The following is a 16999-nucleotide window of genomic DNA, read 5'->3' on the forward strand; positions in this document are numbered from 1 at the left end:
TCATCCTGCGAAGTAAGGTTCGGCAATACCCTTGGCGTCCAGCCCGGTGATCGCAAAGGTGCTTCCGGCAAGCGGCTGATCGGGACGGTCCTCAGGCTTCAGGAAGCGGCTGCTCGTGACCACGTACAGAATATCGAGATCCGGCCCCCCGAAGCTGCACATCGTCGGATGCTTCACGGGAATCTCGATTCGCCGGTCAAGTTTGCCGGCCGGGGAGTAGCGGCAGATCGACCCGTCATGGATCATGGCGCACCAGTAGTGACCCTCAGTGTCGGTGGTCGCGCCGTCGACGCGGCCGTTGGTATCGTCTGTGGTGAAGAAGATCCTTCTGTTCGTGGCGTTGCCCGTTTCGATGTCATAATCGTAGGCGTAGACCTTCAGCGCGCGTGTATCGGCGAAATACATGGTCCGGTCGTCCGGAGACCATGCCAGGCCGTTCGAGACCGTGATCCCGGTATCCACCTGGTGCGTTGTCCAGTCCGGATCCAGACGCCACAGCACGCCAGCGCCCTCCACGAAATCCCGGTGCATGGTGCCGACGAAGTAGCGGCCGCGTCGATCGCATTTGCCATCATTGAAGATGATACCCTCTTCTGGCTGCGGATTGACGATGGGCTCCACGTTCACCGGGTCGAGGGTCACCTTCCCGAAGCCCGACGTCAGCCCTGCGACGATTTCCTGCTTGCGATCGAATACGAGCGATCCGATGATGTTCGGCATCTTCCAGGAGTCGACCTTTCCGGTGGCATACTCAAGCCTGCGAATGAAGGGCCCGAAGGCATCCACCCAGTAAAGGCACTGGTCGGCCGGGTTCCAGATCACACCCTCTCCAAGAATGTCATTCGTCTGCGCAACACACTCGATCCGCACTCTTTATCTCCACTTCTAGTTCTTCGATTGCAGGCCCCGGCCGATCAAGATCACGGCGAGCGACGACAGGATCAGCGCAAGACCCGGGAAGATCGCCGTCCAGCTCGCGAAAAGGACGTAATCCTTGCTTTCCTGAAGGCTCGCACCCCAGTCAGGCGTCGGCGGTTGAACACCAAGCCCGAGAAATCCGAGCGCTGCCTGAATCTGCAGCGCAAGCGGAAACAGGATGATGTATTGGGTGAGCACGGCTGGCAGCACGTTGGGCAACAGGTGTCGGAAGATCACCCGCAGATCACCGGCGCCCAGCACCTGGGCCGCTTCCGTGTAGGATCGCGACGCCTCGACCATCGTCGACGATCTTGCCACCCGCACGAACAGCGGAAAGTAGATGATCGCCATTGCGACCACGAGATTTGCCACGCTCGAGCCGAGAATACCGGTGATCATCACCCCGAGGAAGATCGGCGGAAAACTCAGGATAACCCCGGTGAATTGCCCGGTTGCCAGGTCACTGAAGCCGCGCAGATACCCAGCGAACAAACCCGTCAGCCCGCCGAATATTGCAGAAAGCGCGAGCGACCCGCTGACGATTCCGAGCGTCACGCCGGCACCATGCACAACGCGGGAATAGACGTCCCTGCCCACGTGGTCGGTTCCGAAGGGATGTGCCGTTGAGGGAGGCTGCAAGGCGCGTCCCATATCGATCTCGAGCGGCGACGTTTGCGAGAACAGCCCGGGAAACAGCGCGGCCGCTCCGATTATGATGGCAATCGCAACCCCCAGCGCGAGAGCGGGATTGCGCCTTGCTCGATCAAGCAACGTTTTCATGTGCGCAGCCTGGGATCAATTGCATGGTAGAGGACATCAACCAGAAGGTTGATCAGGATCGCCGAAACAAGGATCATCGCGAGAGCGCCCTGCACCACCGGAAAATCACGGGCATAGAGCGCATTGACCAACAGGCGCCCCAGTCCCGGCAGTCCGAATATCGATTCGATGACGACTACGCCGCCGAGAATCTGAATAAAGATCAGGCCCATGAAAGTGATCAGCGGGACCAGGATATTGCGCAGCACGTGCTTGCCCAGAATGACCTTGGGCGGCACCCCGCGCGCTTTTAGCGCGCGCACGTATTCCTGCTGCATCGCTTCAACGACATGCTGCCGCACGAACTGGGCATAAGCTGCAATCTGCAGAAATGCGAGGCTGAGCATAGGCAAGAGGAGGATGACGATGTTGTCCGACAACGATCGACCTGGCGAGGCGTAAATCGTCGGTGGAGACCAGTGAAAGAGAGCTGACACTCCGAACAGCAACATCAATGCCAGCCAGAAGACCGGCGTTGCAAGAAACAGCACATTGAAAGACTGGATGATCGTGTCAATCACGCCCCCGGCGAGATATCCCGCCAGGAGACCGAGCGGCACGCCGATCAGGGACGACACCACAAGCACCATCAACGCCAGTTGAAGCGAGACGATGAATGCGCCGAACACCAGGCTCAGAACCGGGCTTCCCTGTCGCCAGGAGACGCCGAAATCACCGGTCAGGACGCGCGAAAGCCAGTCGATATACTGCATGTAGACGGGCTGATCGAGGCCGAAGAAGCGCCGCAGCGCCGCCTCGCCCTCGGTGCTTCCCATTTGTCCCATCATCGTCTCGACAATGCTTCCCGGCACCGCCCTGACCATCAGGAACACCGCAAGACTTGCGAGCAGAAGGGTCAGGGCGGACGCCAGAATGCGGAACAGCAGGAACCGTCTCATTCCGTTCACTCTTGGTCGATCCAGGTCTTGACGAGTCCGAAATGCCAGCCGATGGGATGCATGGTGTGATTGCGCACGGCATCCGAGACAACCACGATGTGGTCCGATCCGAACATCATGACGGTTGGAACGCTCTCGGCCAGCAAGCGCTGGAACTCATTGTAGATTTCCCGGCGCTTGCCGTCATCCCCCGTCTGGCGCCCTTCGTCGAGCAGCCGACTGCCGTCGGCATTGGCCCAGTTGCGGAAATCGGCGCCTTCCGGTGGCTGGTGGAAATGCCGGTAGTAGAGGATGTTCGGATCGGGCGGCGTGCCCCAATCGTTCAGCGTGAAGCCCATCTTCTTGGCCCGGAAGTTCTGCAGCCATGTGCCCAGGTCCAGACGCTCGATCGTGACGCGCACGCCGCCTTTCTGCAACTGCTGCGCCAGCGTCAGCGCTGCAGGCTCCATCCAGTCATATCCGATGATTGTCCGCAGTTCGAGATCGATCCCGTCCGGGTGCCCGGCCTCGGCGAGCAGGGCCTTGGCCTTTTCGACGTCGACTTTCTGATTGGGCAGATCATCAAGCGGCACGCCCCAGCGATCCTGCATGCCCGGAACCATCATTCCCAAAACCTGACCATATCCGGAAATGGCGGCCTGCATGACCGCTTCCTTGTCGATCAGGAGCGCGACGGCCCGCCGCACCCGTTCGTCCTCAAGCGGGCCATAGGTGGAATCGAGATCGAGACTTTTCTGGTTCAGAGACCGTGACCGCTGAACGGTAAGGCTTGTGTCGTTCTTCAACTGGTCGGCGTCTTGCGGTCGAACGAGGACTGCCATGTCGACGCGTCCGTTGCGAGCCGCCACAAGCATGCCCGCACTGTTCGGGATGAAATTGATGATGATTTCGTCGAGATAGGGCAGGCCTGGCTGCCAGTAGTCCGGATTGCGCTGCAGCCGCATGTAACTGTTCTGGACGAACTCGGCCAGTTTGAACGGTCCTGTCCCGACGCTCTTGCTGTTGAGTTCGGTACGCGAGGTTTCACCGTCAAACCAGTTCCGCGGGACAACCGATCCGTTGCGATGGGTCAGTGTAATGAGAAAAGCGGAGTTGGGTTTTTTCAGGCGCACGACGACTGTGAGGGGATCGACGACTTCCACTTCTTCCAGATCTGCAAAGTCGAGAGCTCCGATCGTCCCGTTGTCGGGATTGCGCATGTAGTCGAGACCGTATTTGACATCAGTCGCCTCCAGCGGTTGGCCCGTGTGAAAGGTGACACCGCTGCGCAGCCGGAATGTATATTCGGTAAGGTCTTCGCTCACCTCCCAGCTTTCGGCGAGCAGAGGATGCGGGTTGCCGTCATGGTCGGCATAGACAAGCGTCTGGTACATCAGCGGTGCGACGAAATTAACCGCCTCGCCCGCCTGGTGATAGATGTCGAAGGAAGGCGGTTCGATCAACGAGCCGACAGTCAGCGACCCGCCCTGTTTGGCGGCGGGGTCTGAAGGTCCGTAAAGAACCGAGTCGTCGGCCCAAGCGGGCGCGACGGGAATGGTCAGCCCTGCCAGGGTAACGAGCGGGATCGCGGCAGCGCTTAGAAGTAGCCGGCGGCGAGTCGTTTTGAACTTGTCAGACATGGTCGTGCTTCCTTTCTTCCGAGTGTTAGGTGACGCAATCGCGGATGATTTCTGTGCCGCCGAATTCCGGCTTAAACCCGATGTCCTCAGTAAGGCGCTTGGCTGAGACAAGCGGAAAATGGGTGGAACCGGTTGTCTCGTTGACGGTCACCCTCAAGCTGAGGCGGCAGGTTTTCGCGACGGCAACGATTTCGTGGATGTCGGTTGGACCGGCATTGATGTGGTAGACGGGGCGCAATGGCTTTTTGGTCATGGCAAGTGCCAGGATGGCCGCGGCACAATCGCGCACATCGACAATGTCGAACCGGTGCGGACCCCACTCGACTGTCACTGCCTCGCCGCCACGGCCTGATGCGGCGTCGAAAAGGGACTTGAGCGGATCGAGAATTCCCCGATACGGGTGACCCCGGCCGAGCACGAGCGTTGGCCGCACAGCAACGACTTCAAGGTCCTGCCGGCCGTGCTCGTACGTCCCGATCTCTTCTGCAAGTGTCTTGGTCAGAGCGTATACGCTTTCCGGAAAGCAGGGGGCGTCCTCGTCGACGATTTCACGCTCGTGCTGATGCGCCGAGCCCAGCACGGTCGTCGAACTCGACCAGATGAGACGCGAAACGCCGTGCCTGCGGCAGGCGGCAATGATGTTGCGAAAGCCGCCGACGTTCACCATGAAAGCAGCATCTGGATCAAGCTCGGCCGAACGGCCTGGCCCGAGGCCCGGCTGAATGTAAGCGGCCAGCGAAATGACGGACTGCGGTTTGGACTGGCGCAGCGCTTCGTCCAGGAGTTCCGGGTCGGAAACCGAACCGCGGCAATGAGAGGCAAGCTGGTCCTGCGTGCAGCTCACGGGATCGAAGCCGTGGACTTCACCGCCCTGCTCGGCGATCGCAGCAACAAGCTTCCGGCCAAGAAAGCCGCTCGACCCGATAACAAGCGTTCGTGTGCGGGAAGTCATCGACGTTCCACCGCGGTTGCATTGAGATCGAGGTCGTCGCGAATACACGCCGTCAGGTGGCCCGGAGCAACCGTGCGGCTGCTCATATCGGCCTGCTTGCAGGCCGGGAGTGCATAACGGCATCTGGGGTGAAAGACGCACCCCTGCGGCGGCGAAATCGGATTCGGCAATTCCCCTTCCAGTACCAGGCGCTTTTTTGCCGGCTCCGCCGGGTGACGGGGCACTGATTGAAGCAGGGCTTCCGTATAGGGGTGAGCGGGCGAGGAAAACACCTGATTGACAGGACCGGCTTCAACGACATGGCCGAGATACAGCACCAGAACGCGGTCCGAGAGCTCGCGAACAATCCGCAGATCGTGACTGATGAACAGCATCGACAGGTGCTCGCGCCGTTGCAGGTCTTTCAGCAGGTCCATGATCTCGGCCTGCACCGAGACGTCCAGAGCGGATGTCGGCTCGTCGGCAACGATGATCGACGGTTCGACCGCCAGAGCCCGGGCGATCGCAATCCGCTGCCGCTGGCCGCCTGAAAGCGCCGACGGCCAGCGCTTGGCCAGTTCGGCCGGAAGCCCAACTCGCTCGATCGCTGCGGCGACTCTCTGACCGACGTCTCTGGAAGATGCAATGCCATGCAGCCGCATACCTTCCCCAACAGCCTCGCCAATACGGATTTTCGGATTCAGGCTCCCATATGGGTCCTGAAATATCATTTGCATTTTCCGGCGAAGCGGCTTCAGTTTGCGCCGATCAAGGTGAGTGATCTGTCGGCCCTCGAGCCAGATCTTTCCCTGCGAAGGCTCTGTGATGCGGATCGCGGCCCGGCCGAGGGTGGACTTTCCCGAACCCGACTCTCCCACCAATGCAACGACTTCGCCGCGGCGGAGAGACAAGGAGGCATTTGTGACTGCCTTAATGACGTTTGACGCCCGGAGGCTGGCCCTTTGAAAAAAGACCTTGCTGACCCCATCGAGGCGAAGCACTTCGTTTTCTGGGTTCATGCCATTTCCTCCCAGAAGAAGCAGCGTGAAGTCCATCCGGGCCCAGTCTCGAACATCGGCACGTCCCGTTCGCATGTCGCACGCGCCATCGCGCAGCGCGCGCGGAACCGGCATCCAGTGAACGTCTCGTCGATCGTTGGAACGGTGCCGGGCTTCGCCCGCTCGTAGGCGGCAGTCTGCGCTGCAGCGTCCCAGTCGATTTGAGGAAGGCAGGCAAGCAGCGCCGCGGTATAAGGATGGCGGGGGCGCTGCAGCAGGTCGCCTGCCGCACCGCTTTCCACGATCTCGCCCGCGTACATGACCACGACGCGATCGGCCACTTCAGCGACAACCCCGAGATCGTGGGTCACGATCAGAATCGAAAGGTCGCGATCGCGTTTAAGCTGCTCCAACAGGTTGAGAATTTGCGTCTGGATGGTGACGTCAAGCGCCGTGGTCGGCTCGTCTGCGATTAGCAGCCGAGGCTCGCCGGCGAGTGCTATCGCGATCATCACACGCTGGCGCATGCCGCCCGAAAGCTCGTGCGGATAGCTGCGCGCCCGCTGCTCGGCCGCGGCGATTCCGACATCCTCCAGCAATTGCACCGTTCGCCTCCAAGCCTCCTGCCTGTCGGCGCCGGCGTGAAGACGAATGGTTTCGGCGATCTGTTCTCCGACCCTGATTAGCGGATTGAGGCTTGCAGTGGCGTCCTGGAAGATCATTGCTATTTCGCGGCCGCGTATCCGGTCCAGTTCACGCCGCGGCATCCTGCGCAGGTTGCGGGTTTGGCCATTGCCATCGAAATAGTGCACGTCACCGGTGACCTCGGCGGTCTGACGATCCAACAAACCCATGACCGACAGCATCGTGACCGATTTGCCGGAACCGGATTCGCCCACCACCGCCAACGTCTCTCCGGGCCGTACCGCAAAGGACACACCGTCAACCGCCCGAGCCGATGAGCCGTTCTGACGGAACCGCACGCGCATGTCGGCAACCTTGAGCACGGCGTCGCCATGGTCGGCGGTGGGCGTGTCGAGAACCGGGGCTGCGACCGGACTGCTCATCGCCCCTCGCCCGACCTGAACATGCGGGCGGTCGCTCTGGCATGACCGAAAAGCAGGCTGCAATCGGTCGTGACGGACACGAAGTCGAACCCGGCGCTCATATAATGCTTGGCCAGATCGGGATTTGGAGCCAGAACGCCGACGGCTTTGCCCGCGGCTTTTACCTTCTTCGCCGCATCTTCAATCTTGCGCGTGATGTCCGGCTCCCCTGGGCGACCGAGCATGCCCATACTGGCGGAAAGATCACCCGGGCCGAAGAATACGGCATCGATGCCCGGGACGGCGGCGATGTCTTCGATCTCGCCGATCGCGGAAATGGTCTCGACCTGGACGATGAGGAAAATGGTCTCGCTGGCATGATGGACATAATCTGCGATCGCTCCGAAGCGGCTGGCCCGGTGCATCGCGGCAAATCCCCTGCGGCCCTCCGGCGGATATCGTGTGCTTGCAACCGCACTCCGCCCTTCCTCGGCATTCTGCACATAGGGGATCATGATCGTCTGGGCGCCAATGTCGAGATATTGCTTGAGCATCACATGATCGTTCCACGCAGTGCGAACAATCGGCACCGTGGGCGTGCACGAGAGTGCCCGCAGATGTGAGACCGCATCCGCAAGGTTGATCGGCGAGTGCTCTCCATCGAGAAGTAACCAGTCAAATCCGGCCCAACCCAAGCCCTCGACTGCGTTCGAAGAGTTCAGCATCGACCACACGCCGGCTAACGGTCTGCCTTCGGCCAGGGCTTTCCGGAAAGGGTTGCGATATCCGTCAGCGACCGACATCGATGGTCCTTTCTCGACATTGCGACCGGATGGACCGCGATCCCGGCGCCGCTTCAACTGGAACCGCAAGGCCCGCCCTCATCGGGAAACCGAGAGACGGACCGATGCTCCGTGCAATCCGGCAGGACTGCTCCTGCCATCTGAAGATGTGGGTGCTCGCGGGCGTTGGCGCCCCCCGCGGCCAGGTCGGCAATCCTCGCATATCGCCGCGAGAAACTTGGGTCGCAGACTTGAAAGTCCCCCTACGGCCAATTCCCCCCGCCGTGAAATATGCTGAGTTCGACAAAATCAGCCCACTCCGTCTTGACAGTACATCTAAGATATCACATCTCAATGCGGGCCTGTCAAGCGATTGCAGTGTGGTGCAAGTATCGGTAAACCGACGGGCTCTGGAGGCTGGAATAACATGGCGATCGAACGGCTCAAACGGGCTCCCTCCCTCTACGAAATGGCGCTGGATAACATCCGGAACGCCATCGTCGACGGCACCATCGAGCTGGGGGAGCATCTATCCGAGGCGCGGATTTCGCGTCAGTTCGGCATCAGCAAGACGCCGGTCCGCGAGGCGCTACAGGAACTCAGGCGCGAAGGTCTGGTCAGAATTGATCCTCAAAGCGGCACCCGGGTCTTCTTGCCGGACGAACGGGAAATCGAGGAAATTTTCGAGATGCGGCACCTCTTCGAGACCGGCGCCGCACGTAAGCTGTTCGATCTCGAGTGGCAGACCGTAGCATCCGAGATGAAGGGCATCGTCGAGCAGATGTTTAAGTGTGTCGATACCGAGGACTACGACAGGTACCGGGGCCTGGATTCGGCATTTCACAATCTGATCGTCTCCGGTTCCGGCAACCGCCTGCTCATCGCCTCCTATGTTCCCTTGTCGTCGAAGATCGACGCCCTGCGAAACCGCGGGTTGAAGGACATCGAGGTGGTTCGCCGCTCATTGAAGTTTCATCGTGCGCTGTCCGATCTTCTTACGGCGGGCGCGCGAAATGATTTTTGCCGCGAGCTCGGCAGACATATCTCCAACAGCAGCCGCGACTATGAGGCATGGGCCGTAAGGCAGACTGCGACCGGAAGCCAGTAGCCAGCTGACATTGCCTCGCTGAGCTATGATTAGTTTTGATTTTGCTCTCGTCCATAGAGTGGACCAGTCTCGCTGCCCGAATTGCCGGCGCCGCTAGTTAGGAAAATTCTTCGCAAGCGGAGGTTCGAAAGCGACCAGCAACCAATAAGCCATGGTTCCCTGGACAGATACAGGCCGAAAAGCAGATGAACCCGCTATCCGCGATGTCGCATCCATCATGCCGTCCATACCGTGCGCCAACATCAATCTGACCACCGTAATGATGGGAGCGGAATTGTCAGATGCGATTCTCGCCGAGCGGCACCAATAGCCGTGTGATCAGGCGAAACAGTTTCCGTCCGGCAGCAGGACGGCCACCAACGAACCGAAAACCACCGAGCCAGTTGATTTCATTGCTGATTGCTATTTCCATATCTGGCCAGCGAACGCACAGAAAGTTTCCCGAAGACATAGGTAACAGATTGTTCCTAAGACATGGGTGCCGAAGACGATCGTCTCCGACAACGGCACGGAGATGACCAGCATGCCCATCCTCAAAGGTGCCATATCGACTGGCACTTACATCGCCCCGGGCAAGCCAATGCAGAATGGCTTCGTCGCAAGCTTCAATGGCAGGTTCCGTGACGAGTGCCTCACCGAGCCTCTGTTCTCGTCACTCGCCCAAGCCGGCGCTGCCGTCACCGCATGGAAGGAAGACTAAAACTGCAACAGACCCCATTCATCGCTGAGCAACACCCAACGACCTCGCAATGAACATGGCTTTGGAAAACAGGCCGCATCAGGCCAGATTAGCAACCCAAGACTCTCCCGAGAACTGGCGGGAACTCGGGCCTCTGGCCAATACGCACCAATAAGAGTTGGAGGTCCTTGCTCCGCTAAACTAAGAGATGATCGGTGATACGTTTACGCGCACCGCTGTCGCTGAACCTACCCTCTGCAACCATACAACCGCGTTCAATCAAACCGTACCGCGAAGCCAATCCTGCTACGAAGTCAACATTCTGTTCAACAACCAATATGGTGATGGACCTCTCCTTATGGTCGCGCAGTAGCACCTCTCGGACTCGGTCGACGATCATCGGTTGAAGCCCTTCGGTAACCTCGTCCAAGATCACTAGACGCGGCTTCGGTAGCAGAGCTCTGCCAACTTTGACCATCGCCTGCTCTCCACCACTCAGTGTACCGACCTTTTGAGCAAGGCGCTGTCCGATGAAGGGAAACATTTCGACGATTCGATCAATTTCTCCACGGAACTGCTGGCGCGATTGCCCTAGAGCGCCCAGACGAAGGTTTTCTTCGACGGACAGGTCGTTGAAAAATGGGCGGTCCTGGGGAGAGGATGCAATACCAAGAGAAACCACCTGGTTGGTGCTCAACTTAGCCGCGTCATTACCGAAAAGCGTAAATGAACCACCCAGCAGGGGCAAGACGCGCATGATTGTCTTGACAAGCGTGGTTTTGCCGGCGCCGTTTTTACCGACAATGGCGTAGATATCGCCTACGTCAAGTTTGAGATCGATACCGGCAATAATCTCCATGTCGCCATAGCCAGAACGAATGTTGTGGCATTCCAGTGCGGGGGTCATTTTATTTCTTTCTCGTGGCTTTTTCCGAGATAGGCCCGTTTGACGATCTCTGAGTTGGCGACCTGGCTCACAGTTCCGTCAGCAACGAGTTCACCTCCAACAAGCACGACGATCCGGGAACTGATCCGCTTTACGAATTCGAAGTCATGCTCAATGAGAAGGACGACCATCCGTCGAGACGCTACCAGGCTCAGCAGGACCTCGCCGACTCTTTCGCGTTCGGCCGTCGAGAGACCAGCGGTTGGCTCATCAAGGATCAAGACGCTGGGCTCGAGAGCAAGCACCATTGCGAGTTCGAGCGCCTGTCGCTGGCCGTGGCTGATGTCTCGCGCCAGTTGATCCCAAACTTCATCAAGCCCGAGAGCTTCAACCACATCAGCAGCACCGTCTGGAAGCCGGACTTCCGCATCGCGCCTCCACCACGACGGAGCTTTTCCGCGCCAGCTCGCAACTTGTAGGCAGTCGCGAACGGTTAACGATCCGAATATGCTTGGTGACTGAAATTTGCGTCCGACTCCAAGTGCCACCACCTTTTCCGGAGCCTCTCGCCCTATTGAGATCCCCGCAATTTCTACTGATCCCGATGAGCGTTCATCGCCGTCGGCAATGCAGCGCACCAGGGATGTCTTCCCGGCGCCATTCGGCCCCACGATGCTCACGAGTTCTCCTCGATCTACAGAAAAGGAGACATCGTTGCAGGCCTGAAAGCTACCAAATCGCTTCGAAACATTGATCAGTTTGGCCACCGATCCGGCATTACTTATTCCATTCGGGTTATTCGTACGGGTAAAATACGTTTCGGCGGCTGTCTGTCTAGTTCTGTCCACCGGTCGTTTATGGGCCGCGCTTTGAAAGGATCTTTTTGCGCGTTCAATCGCGAAGGGCATCAGACCTTGCGGTAGAAAAACTACGATTAGTACAAATATCGCACCGAGGAAGCCCTGCCAATACAATGGAAACGCGGTGCTGAGCTGCGGTGTCAGAGTCGTGATGAGGATCGCGGCCAAGGCCGGCCCAATTAGTGTCCCACGTCCGCCGAGAATAACCCAAATCAGCACGTTGGTAGCCGCGGCCATGCTGACTAGAGAGGGTGCGACGACGGTGGTGAACATTGCGTATACTGCGCCGACAACTGCTATTGCTGCGTTTGCGACCGAGAAAACTACTGTCCTTACTAGCGGCGTATCGATCCCAAGATAGCGGCAGCGCACTTCGTTGTCGCGGATTGCTTTGAGGACGAGACCGTAATCGCTGCGCACGACTCGGGTTGAGACATAAAGCAGTGCTAGGAAAAGCGCCGCTACAAACCCGTACCAATGCTGATTCAAGGCCGCAAACGTTGCGAAACCGCTGAGCCCATTGCTGCCTCCGGTTAACGCACCCCCGTAGAGGATTGCTTGCCCCATTAACACAGACACACCAAGCGTCACTATGGCAATGTAAAATTCGGAAACTCTAATTCGACTATAGAATGCTAGCCATCCGATCGCCGCACTTGTTATGAAGGCGCATGCTGAAGCGGCTATCACCGCGAGAAAGGCGCTACCCGGAGTTGATGCAAAGTGAACGAATGCACCGCCCATAAAATAAGCACCAACCCCAAACATCGCCGCGGAGGCGAATGTCAAAATACCTGCATAACCCCAGATTATGTCAGTCAATAGCGCGACCATGCCAAACAGTAATGCCTGCACCAAGAGGCCTGTCATGTAGTCGCCGACGATAACCGTTGGAAGCATCATTGCGGCGATGCCTGCAAGCATCAACATCCAGCGCGTAGACCTCGCGGGGTCAGCCATGCTCGTGTAACCTTTCACGGAGTTGTACATGGATTGTGTCAACGTGACTTCATAATACCGACGATGCCATCTGGCGCGAAACGTAGAAGAACGATGGGAATTGCGATCACCAGTACGCTGCCGATGACTGGTGCCACATAGTAGGTGGCCAAGACCTGGGCGGCGGCGAGCAAAAGTGCGCTGATCCCTAGAGCGGGTAGAGAGAAACCCGCTACGAGCACCACCATGAACGCGGTGATGACCCAAGGTGTCCCCATGTTTGGATCGACGCTGGACATCGGAACAATTACGGAACCGGCAAAAGCCGCAAGGGCACTGCCGAAACCGAATGTAATCAGATTGACAACACGGGTATTTATTCCAAGCAATCGCGCGAGCTCGGGATTGAGCACCACGGCCCTTGCAACCACACCCGCATCTGTGAAGCGAAGCGCAAGGTAGAGCGCAAGTCCCACGCTCACTGCAATCGCCACGACAAAGATCTTGTAAGGCGAAATATAGAGGCCCCACACTTCATATGGCATGCCCGTCATGATTTCGTCGACGAAGTGCGCCGACCGACCGAAGTGGGTCGAAAGGAGCTGTACGAGAACGATAGAGAGGCCCCAGGTCGCCAGGATCGTGTCAAGCGGCCTATTGTAAAGCCGGCGCACCAGAAGGAGTTCGGTTACCAAGCCAACCATGAAGCCAATAAGTGGCGCAAACAGTAGCGAAAGCCATGGATTGAGACCGATCTGTGAGATAACCACTCCGGAATATCCGCCAACCGTGAGGAAGGCGCCATGTGCCAAATTCACCACGCCCATTACGCTTAGGACGAACAGCAGACCTGCCGATACCAAGAAGAAGATGCTGGCGGTCGTGACGATATTAAGTGCGTGCTCCAGCATGCCTGTGACCTTTGACCTCTGAGTTGGGCAGGCCCGCCTTGATGCGGGCCTGCGGACTGCGTTCCGTCGTCAGCCCTTTTCAAACGGCGGCTGCGGGTCACACTGCTTTGGTGCTTCCTGGACGCCGAGAGATTCTTTAACCTCATAGGTCCCGTCGGCTTTAGCTTCGGCGATGAAAATTGGCATCGCTGCATGGCGATCCGGCGTCATCCGAATCGACCCCTTTGGGCTCTTTGTGAACTCCACTTCTGACAACGCCTTGAGAACGGCGCTGGTCTCCGTAGTGCCGGCCTTGTTGACGGCGAGCGCGTATAGATGGACGGCGTCATAGGCAGGCTCCGACAGATAGCCCTGGGCCTTCATATTGCCCCCGTATTTGGATTCGAGCGCAGCTAGGAACGCCGTATTGGCCTCGCTGGTATCTGTCATGAAGTAGCTCGCGGCCATGTAGGTGCCCGCCGCAGCGTCGCCAACAGCCGCTAGCGTCGAGTCGTCTAGTGCTATGTTGCCGATGACCTTTAATGATTGCGTAAGGCCAGCTGAGCGCGCCTGTTTGAAGAAGGCCACGTTGTCTGGGCCTCCGACGAGGCCCGAGAAGAGGACCTCTGCACCCGAATTTCGAATCTTGGTGATGATTGGCCCGTAGTCTGTCGTATTGAAGGGCGTGTATTCTTCACCGACGATTTCTATCTCTAGCCCTGGAGCAGCCTCCCGGACCATGCCGGCCGTAATGCGTGCCCAATTGTAGTCGGTGGCCAGAACGAAGAATTTCGTTCCCCCATTTTGCTTGAGAAACTCGAGGTAAGGAGCAATTTTCTGTGGTTCGATCTCGCCTGCGGTATATAGAATTCGACGGCAGTCACCACCTTCGTAATCATTTGCGTAGATCGCCGGAACGTTCGCAGCTTCGGCTACGGGCAAAACCGCTACTCGCGCGGCCGACGTCTCCCGGAAGACGAATGCGTCGACGCCATCGTTAACGAGCTTTTCCCATACTTGACGGGCGATATTTGGGTCAGTCGCGTCATCTGCTACGGCCAGCGTCAGATCACCACCTAATACACCACCCGATGCGTTTACCTCATCTACAGCAAGTTCAGCAGCCTGCAATGCGGCTTCACCAAATAGACTGGCCGGCCCGCTTAGTTCCGTTACAAAGCCAAGTTTAGCCCCCGTTTCTTGGGCGCGTCCGGGCGCCGCTGACCAGATTGCAAACGAGCCTGTAAGAGCGAGAACGGCTACAAGAGTTTTACCCCTGAATCTCCATGTCATGATTCTATTACTCCTTTTGTTGTAAAGTATGTGGCTGATCAACCGACATGCGCGCTCAGAATGTCGCCGAAATTTTTCTGGACGGCGTCGATCACTTCGTCGGTGCTCATTACGACGCAGTAGACGCCGGCTAGGATTTCAAGTGCGAGGCGTTGATGTTCTTCACTCATTGCTGCGCAAGCATCGCTCACGAGCACAACGTTATAGCCGCGGTCGCCTGCGTCCCGGACAGCCGTTTCCACACAGTAGTTCGTGACAACGCCAGTCATGATTAGAGTGTCGACGCCGAGATTACGCAAAATCTGGTCTATCGCCGTTGCATTGAAGACGCCCGAAGCACCCTTTGAGATGACGATCTCGTTCTCGATCGGCTTGATTTCGTCGAGAATTTCACTTTCTCGCGAGCCAGCGGCTGCAAGCAGTTTGATGCGTTTATGCTCGATGCTGACTTCTCGGCAATCGTTTACAAGCGACGCTATGCGCGGATAAATTACTTGGACACTTGCCGCTCGCGACACATCAAGCAGCCGCTTGGTATTCGGGATGACAATTTTCTCGACCTGATTAAAATAGTACTCATACTTGTCTGTTATGCCCTCACGCTTAGCGTCGGCGCCCATACCGTAATCGCGATGCGCATCGAGATATTGCATATCAATTACAAGTAGTGCGGTATTATTCGGAACTATTTCGAAATCAATGTTATCAAAAACTGAATCAAACACTTTCGATCGGCCGGCATCTTTCTCTACCATTCTGTTGCTCCTTACGTGTTTGTGGACAATCTCAGTTATCGATCTCGTTCTTTACGACACAGCCGGATTTGATGATTAGCGACAAGTTCTCGCCTTGGCCGCCAAGAAGCGAAATACGCGGTTTACAGCGCTCGAGACGACGACGAATACGTGGTGATCGAGGCGGCGGTGGCCTGGTCGGGAAGTATGGACCAGACGGCGGATATCATCAGACCTGACATCGCGATCGTCACGATGGTCGGCCTGGAACATTATTCAGCCTTCCGCGGCAAAGAAGCGATCGCGCGTGAGAAAGGCAAACTTGTTGAGGCGCTCGGCTCCCGCGGCCTCGCGGTCCTGAATGCCGACGACGAGAATGTCATGAGCATGGCGGCACGATGCGAAGGACGCGTCGTCACCTTTGGTCAGAACGCGGATGCTGACTACCGAATTGTCGGTGTGAAACAGCGATATCCGGGCCCGCTTGTGGTGAAGCTGGCATCGCGACATGGAACCCACACCGTCACCGCAGAACTTATCGGCAAACATTTCAGCATGTGCATTGCAGCCGCCTATGCCGCGGCCATGGAGATTGGCGTTCCCGTCGAGACCTTCACGAAAGCTGTCTCCGGCTTCGATGCCATCCAGGGTCGATGCGAACCGGTCCACCTCGACAATGGCACGACCTTCCTGATGGATACGGTGAAGGCACCGTGGGAATCGCTGACGCTTCCGATGGAGACCGTCAGGGACGCCAAGGCAGTCCGCAAACGAATTGTGATCGATCAAATGTCTGACTATCCCGGCAGCTCAAACTCAAAGTACCGCGCGGCATACAAGGCGGCCCGCGATGCGGCTGATGAGGTCATTTTCGTGGGCGACAACGCCCATCGGCATGGTGCAAGCGAGGAGGACAGGGCTTCCGGCCATATCGTTGAGGCCCTTGATGCCCGCGCCGTTCACGAGCATCTGCGTCGGACCTTGACGGACGGCGAACTCGTCCTGTTGAAGAGCTCACAAAACCTCCACCTTGAGCGGGCGGCTTTGGCATTCAACAGCGATGTAAAATGCTGGGTCGACAGATGCGGCAAATCGGGCACATGCGTCCAATGCGGCATGCTTGCCTACCCCTATGAAGAACACGCTGCCATCAGGAAATCACGACGACAGAAGCGCTGGAAGTCACGGATCATCGGCTCCGACACAGCGTGACCGCCGGAGGTGTACAAGGGCGCTTACGTATGGGCGGGCTGCGGCGCGACCTGAGGAGATTGCATCCGCCATATTGTTCCTGGCTGCGGATGCGACCTTCGTCAACGGTCAGACACTCGTGATCGACGGAGGTTCGTGACTGGTTTGCCGGTGGCCGGCAGTTGAGTGGAAAATCATCCTGATGTGCTTCCCGGAAACGCCGTCGCTATAGGTTAGAGTTTTCTGCGATGTGCTCTGGGACCGAACTTTGGACCGCCGGGGAATAGAGTTTCCGGCTCTGATCACGATGGCTAGCTGGTTGGGCCACCAGTATTGTGTAGGGCGATCGGGACGTTATATCCGATCGCCGAGTGAGGACGTTCCTCGTTGTAGTATTTTAGCCTCAT

15 protein-coding genes and 2 pseudogenes are annotated in these 16999 nt (G+C 57.9%); 4 read left to right on the forward strand and 13 right to left on the reverse strand.

Annotated features, from left to right (window positions below):
• The 8 genes from KY465_RS01800 to KY465_RS01835 are packed head-to-tail and all read right to left on the reverse strand — an operon-like array spanning position 1 to position 8033.
• A complete protein-coding gene (locus KY465_RS01800) occupies positions 1-870 on the reverse strand; it encodes an SMP-30/gluconolactonase/LRE family protein (RefSeq protein ID WP_219157824.1) in 870 nt (289 codons plus the stop codon).
• A gap of 15 nt (positions 871-885) precedes the next feature.
• Entirely contained in the window at positions 886-1698 is an 813-nt protein-coding gene (locus tag KY465_RS01805; protein WP_219157826.1) for an ABC transporter permease, read from the reverse strand.
• Positions 1695-2636 carry an ABC transporter permease gene (locus tag KY465_RS01810; RefSeq protein WP_219157828.1) on the reverse strand — a complete coding sequence of 314 codons (942 nt, stop codon included), beginning with the start codon at positions 2634-2636 and terminating at the stop codon, positions 1695-1697. The genes KY465_RS01805 and KY465_RS01810 overlap by 4 nt, the downstream gene beginning before the upstream one ends.
• Before the next feature lie 5 nt (positions 2637-2641).
• Positions 2642-4255, reverse strand: coding sequence for an ABC transporter substrate-binding protein (locus tag KY465_RS01815; RefSeq protein ID WP_219157830.1), 1614 nt, complete (start codon positions 4253-4255; stop codon positions 2642-2644).
• Between the two features lie 25 nt (positions 4256-4280).
• Entirely contained in the window at positions 4281-5207 is a 927-nt protein-coding gene (locus KY465_RS01820) for an NAD-dependent epimerase/dehydratase family protein (RefSeq protein WP_219157832.1), read from the reverse strand.
• A complete protein-coding gene (locus KY465_RS01825; protein ID WP_219157834.1) occupies positions 5204-6205 on the reverse strand; it encodes an ABC transporter ATP-binding protein in 1002 nt (333 codons plus the stop codon). Before KY465_RS01825 ends, KY465_RS01820 begins: the two co-directional genes overlap by 4 nt.
• Positions 6202-7251: an ABC transporter ATP-binding protein gene (locus tag KY465_RS01830; RefSeq protein ID WP_346432582.1), complete on the reverse strand. Its 1050-nt coding sequence runs from the start codon at positions 7249-7251 to the stop codon at positions 6202-6204. Before KY465_RS01830 ends, KY465_RS01825 begins: the two co-directional genes overlap by 4 nt.
• Entirely contained in the window at positions 7248-8033 is a 786-nt protein-coding gene (locus tag KY465_RS01835) for an HpcH/HpaI aldolase family protein (protein ID WP_255561381.1), read from the reverse strand. Before KY465_RS01835 ends, KY465_RS01830 begins: the two co-directional genes overlap by 4 nt.
• Before the next feature lie 406 nt (positions 8034-8439).
• On the opposite strand from KY465_RS01835, the gene KY465_RS01840 reads away from it, so the two are divergent.
• Positions 8440-9120, forward strand: coding sequence for a GntR family transcriptional regulator (locus KY465_RS01840; RefSeq protein WP_219157840.1), 681 nt, complete (start codon positions 8440-8442; stop codon positions 9118-9120).
• A gap of 481 nt (positions 9121-9601) precedes the next feature.
• A pseudogene (locus tag KY465_RS01845) lies at positions 9602-9817 on the forward strand (integrase core domain-containing protein); the annotation flags it as partial.
• A 178-nt stretch (positions 9818-9995) separates the two neighbouring features.
• On the opposite strand, the gene KY465_RS01850 reads toward KY465_RS01845, so the two are convergent.
• The 5 genes from KY465_RS01850 to KY465_RS01870 all read right to left on the reverse strand — a co-directional run bounded on the left by KY465_RS01850 (position 9996) and on the right by KY465_RS01870 (position 15422).
• Entirely contained in the window at positions 9996-10706 is a 711-nt protein-coding gene (locus tag KY465_RS01850) for an ATP-binding cassette domain-containing protein (RefSeq protein ID WP_219157844.1), read from the reverse strand.
• Positions 10703-12475 (reverse strand): branched-chain amino acid ABC transporter ATP-binding protein/permease, encoded by a 1773-nt coding sequence (locus KY465_RS01855; protein ID WP_219157847.1) that lies wholly within the window; start codon positions 12473-12475, stop codon positions 10703-10705. The genes KY465_RS01850 and KY465_RS01855 overlap by 4 nt, the downstream gene beginning before the upstream one ends.
• A 68-nt stretch (positions 12476-12543) precedes the next feature.
• The gene (locus KY465_RS01860; RefSeq protein WP_219157849.1) at positions 12544-13395 is read right to left on the reverse strand and encodes a branched-chain amino acid ABC transporter permease; all 852 of its coding nucleotides are present in this window, start codon (positions 13393-13395) and stop codon (positions 12544-12546) included.
• A 69-nt stretch (positions 13396-13464) separates the two neighbouring features.
• Positions 13465-14667 (reverse strand): substrate-binding protein, encoded by a 1203-nt coding sequence (locus tag KY465_RS01865; RefSeq protein WP_219157851.1) that lies wholly within the window; start codon positions 14665-14667, stop codon positions 13465-13467.
• A gap of 38 nt (positions 14668-14705) precedes the next feature.
• Entirely contained in the window at positions 14706-15422 is a 717-nt protein-coding gene (locus tag KY465_RS01870) for a cysteine hydrolase family protein (protein ID WP_219157853.1), read from the reverse strand.
• Positions 15423-15563: 141 nt separating this feature from the next.
• On the opposite strand from KY465_RS01870, the pseudogene KY465_RS01875 reads away from it, so the two are divergent.
• Together KY465_RS01875 and KY465_RS01880 are read left to right on the forward strand one after the other, a co-directional pair.
• Positions 15564-16613 (forward strand): annotated as a pseudogene (locus KY465_RS01875) (Mur ligase family protein); the annotation flags it as partial.
• Positions 16534-16752, forward strand: coding sequence for an SDR family oxidoreductase (locus KY465_RS01880; protein WP_219157856.1), 219 nt, complete (start codon positions 16534-16536; stop codon positions 16750-16752). The pseudogene KY465_RS01875 and the gene KY465_RS01880, both read left to right, overlap by 80 nt.
• The last annotated feature ends 247 nt before the right edge of the window (positions 16753-16999 follow it).

This window comes from Neohoeflea coraliihabitans (genome assembly GCF_019334345.1).
GTDB classification, from domain to species: Bacteria; Pseudomonadota; Alphaproteobacteria; order Rhizobiales; family Rhizobiaceae; genus Pseudohoeflea; species Pseudohoeflea coraliihabitans.

Coding starts and splice junctions, on each gene's coding strand:
- KY465_RS01805 (WP_219157826.1), bottom strand. CDS start 1,698: ATGAAAACGTTGCTTGATCGAGCAAGGCGCAATCCCGCTCTCGCGCTG.
- KY465_RS01810 (WP_219157828.1), bottom strand. CDS start 2,636: ATGAGACGGTTCCTGCTGTTCCGCATTCTGGCGTCCGCCCTGACCCTT.
- KY465_RS01815 (WP_219157830.1), bottom strand. CDS start 4,255: ATGTCTGACAAGTTCAAAACGACTCGCCGCCGGCTACTTCTAAGCGCT.
- KY465_RS01820 (WP_219157832.1), bottom strand. CDS start 5,207: ATGACTTCCCGCACACGAACGCTTGTTATCGGGTCGAGCGGCTTTCTT.
- KY465_RS01825 (WP_219157834.1), bottom strand. CDS start 6,205: ATGAACCCAGAAAACGAAGTGCTTCGCCTCGATGGGGTCAGCAAGGTC.
- KY465_RS01830 (WP_346432582.1), bottom strand. CDS start 7,251: ATGAGCAGTCCGGTCGCAGCCCCGGTTCTCGACACGCCCACCGCCGAC.
- KY465_RS01835 (WP_255561381.1), bottom strand. CDS start 8,033: ATGTCGGTCGCTGACGGATATCGCAACCCTTTCCGGAAAGCCCTGGCC.
- KY465_RS01840 (WP_219157840.1), top strand. CDS start 8,440: ATGGCGATCGAACGGCTCAAACGGGCTCCCTCCCTCTACGAAATGGCG.
- KY465_RS01850 (WP_219157844.1), bottom strand. CDS start 10,706: ATGACCCCCGCACTGGAATGCCACAACATTCGTTCTGGCTATGGCGAC.
- KY465_RS01855 (WP_219157847.1), bottom strand. CDS start 12,475: ATGTTGATGCTTGCAGGCATCGCCGCAATGATGCTTCCAACGGTTATC.
- KY465_RS01860 (WP_219157849.1), bottom strand. CDS start 13,395: ATGCTGGAGCACGCACTTAATATCGTCACGACCGCCAGCATCTTCTTC.
- KY465_RS01865 (WP_219157851.1), bottom strand. CDS start 14,667: ATGACATGGAGATTCAGGGGTAAAACTCTTGTAGCCGTTCTCGCTCTT.
- KY465_RS01870 (WP_219157853.1), bottom strand. CDS start 15,422: ATGGTAGAGAAAGATGCCGGCCGATCGAAAGTGTTTGATTCAGTTTTT.
- KY465_RS01880 (WP_219157856.1), top strand. CDS start 16,534: ATGAAGAACACGCTGCCATCAGGAAATCACGACGACAGAAGCGCTGGA.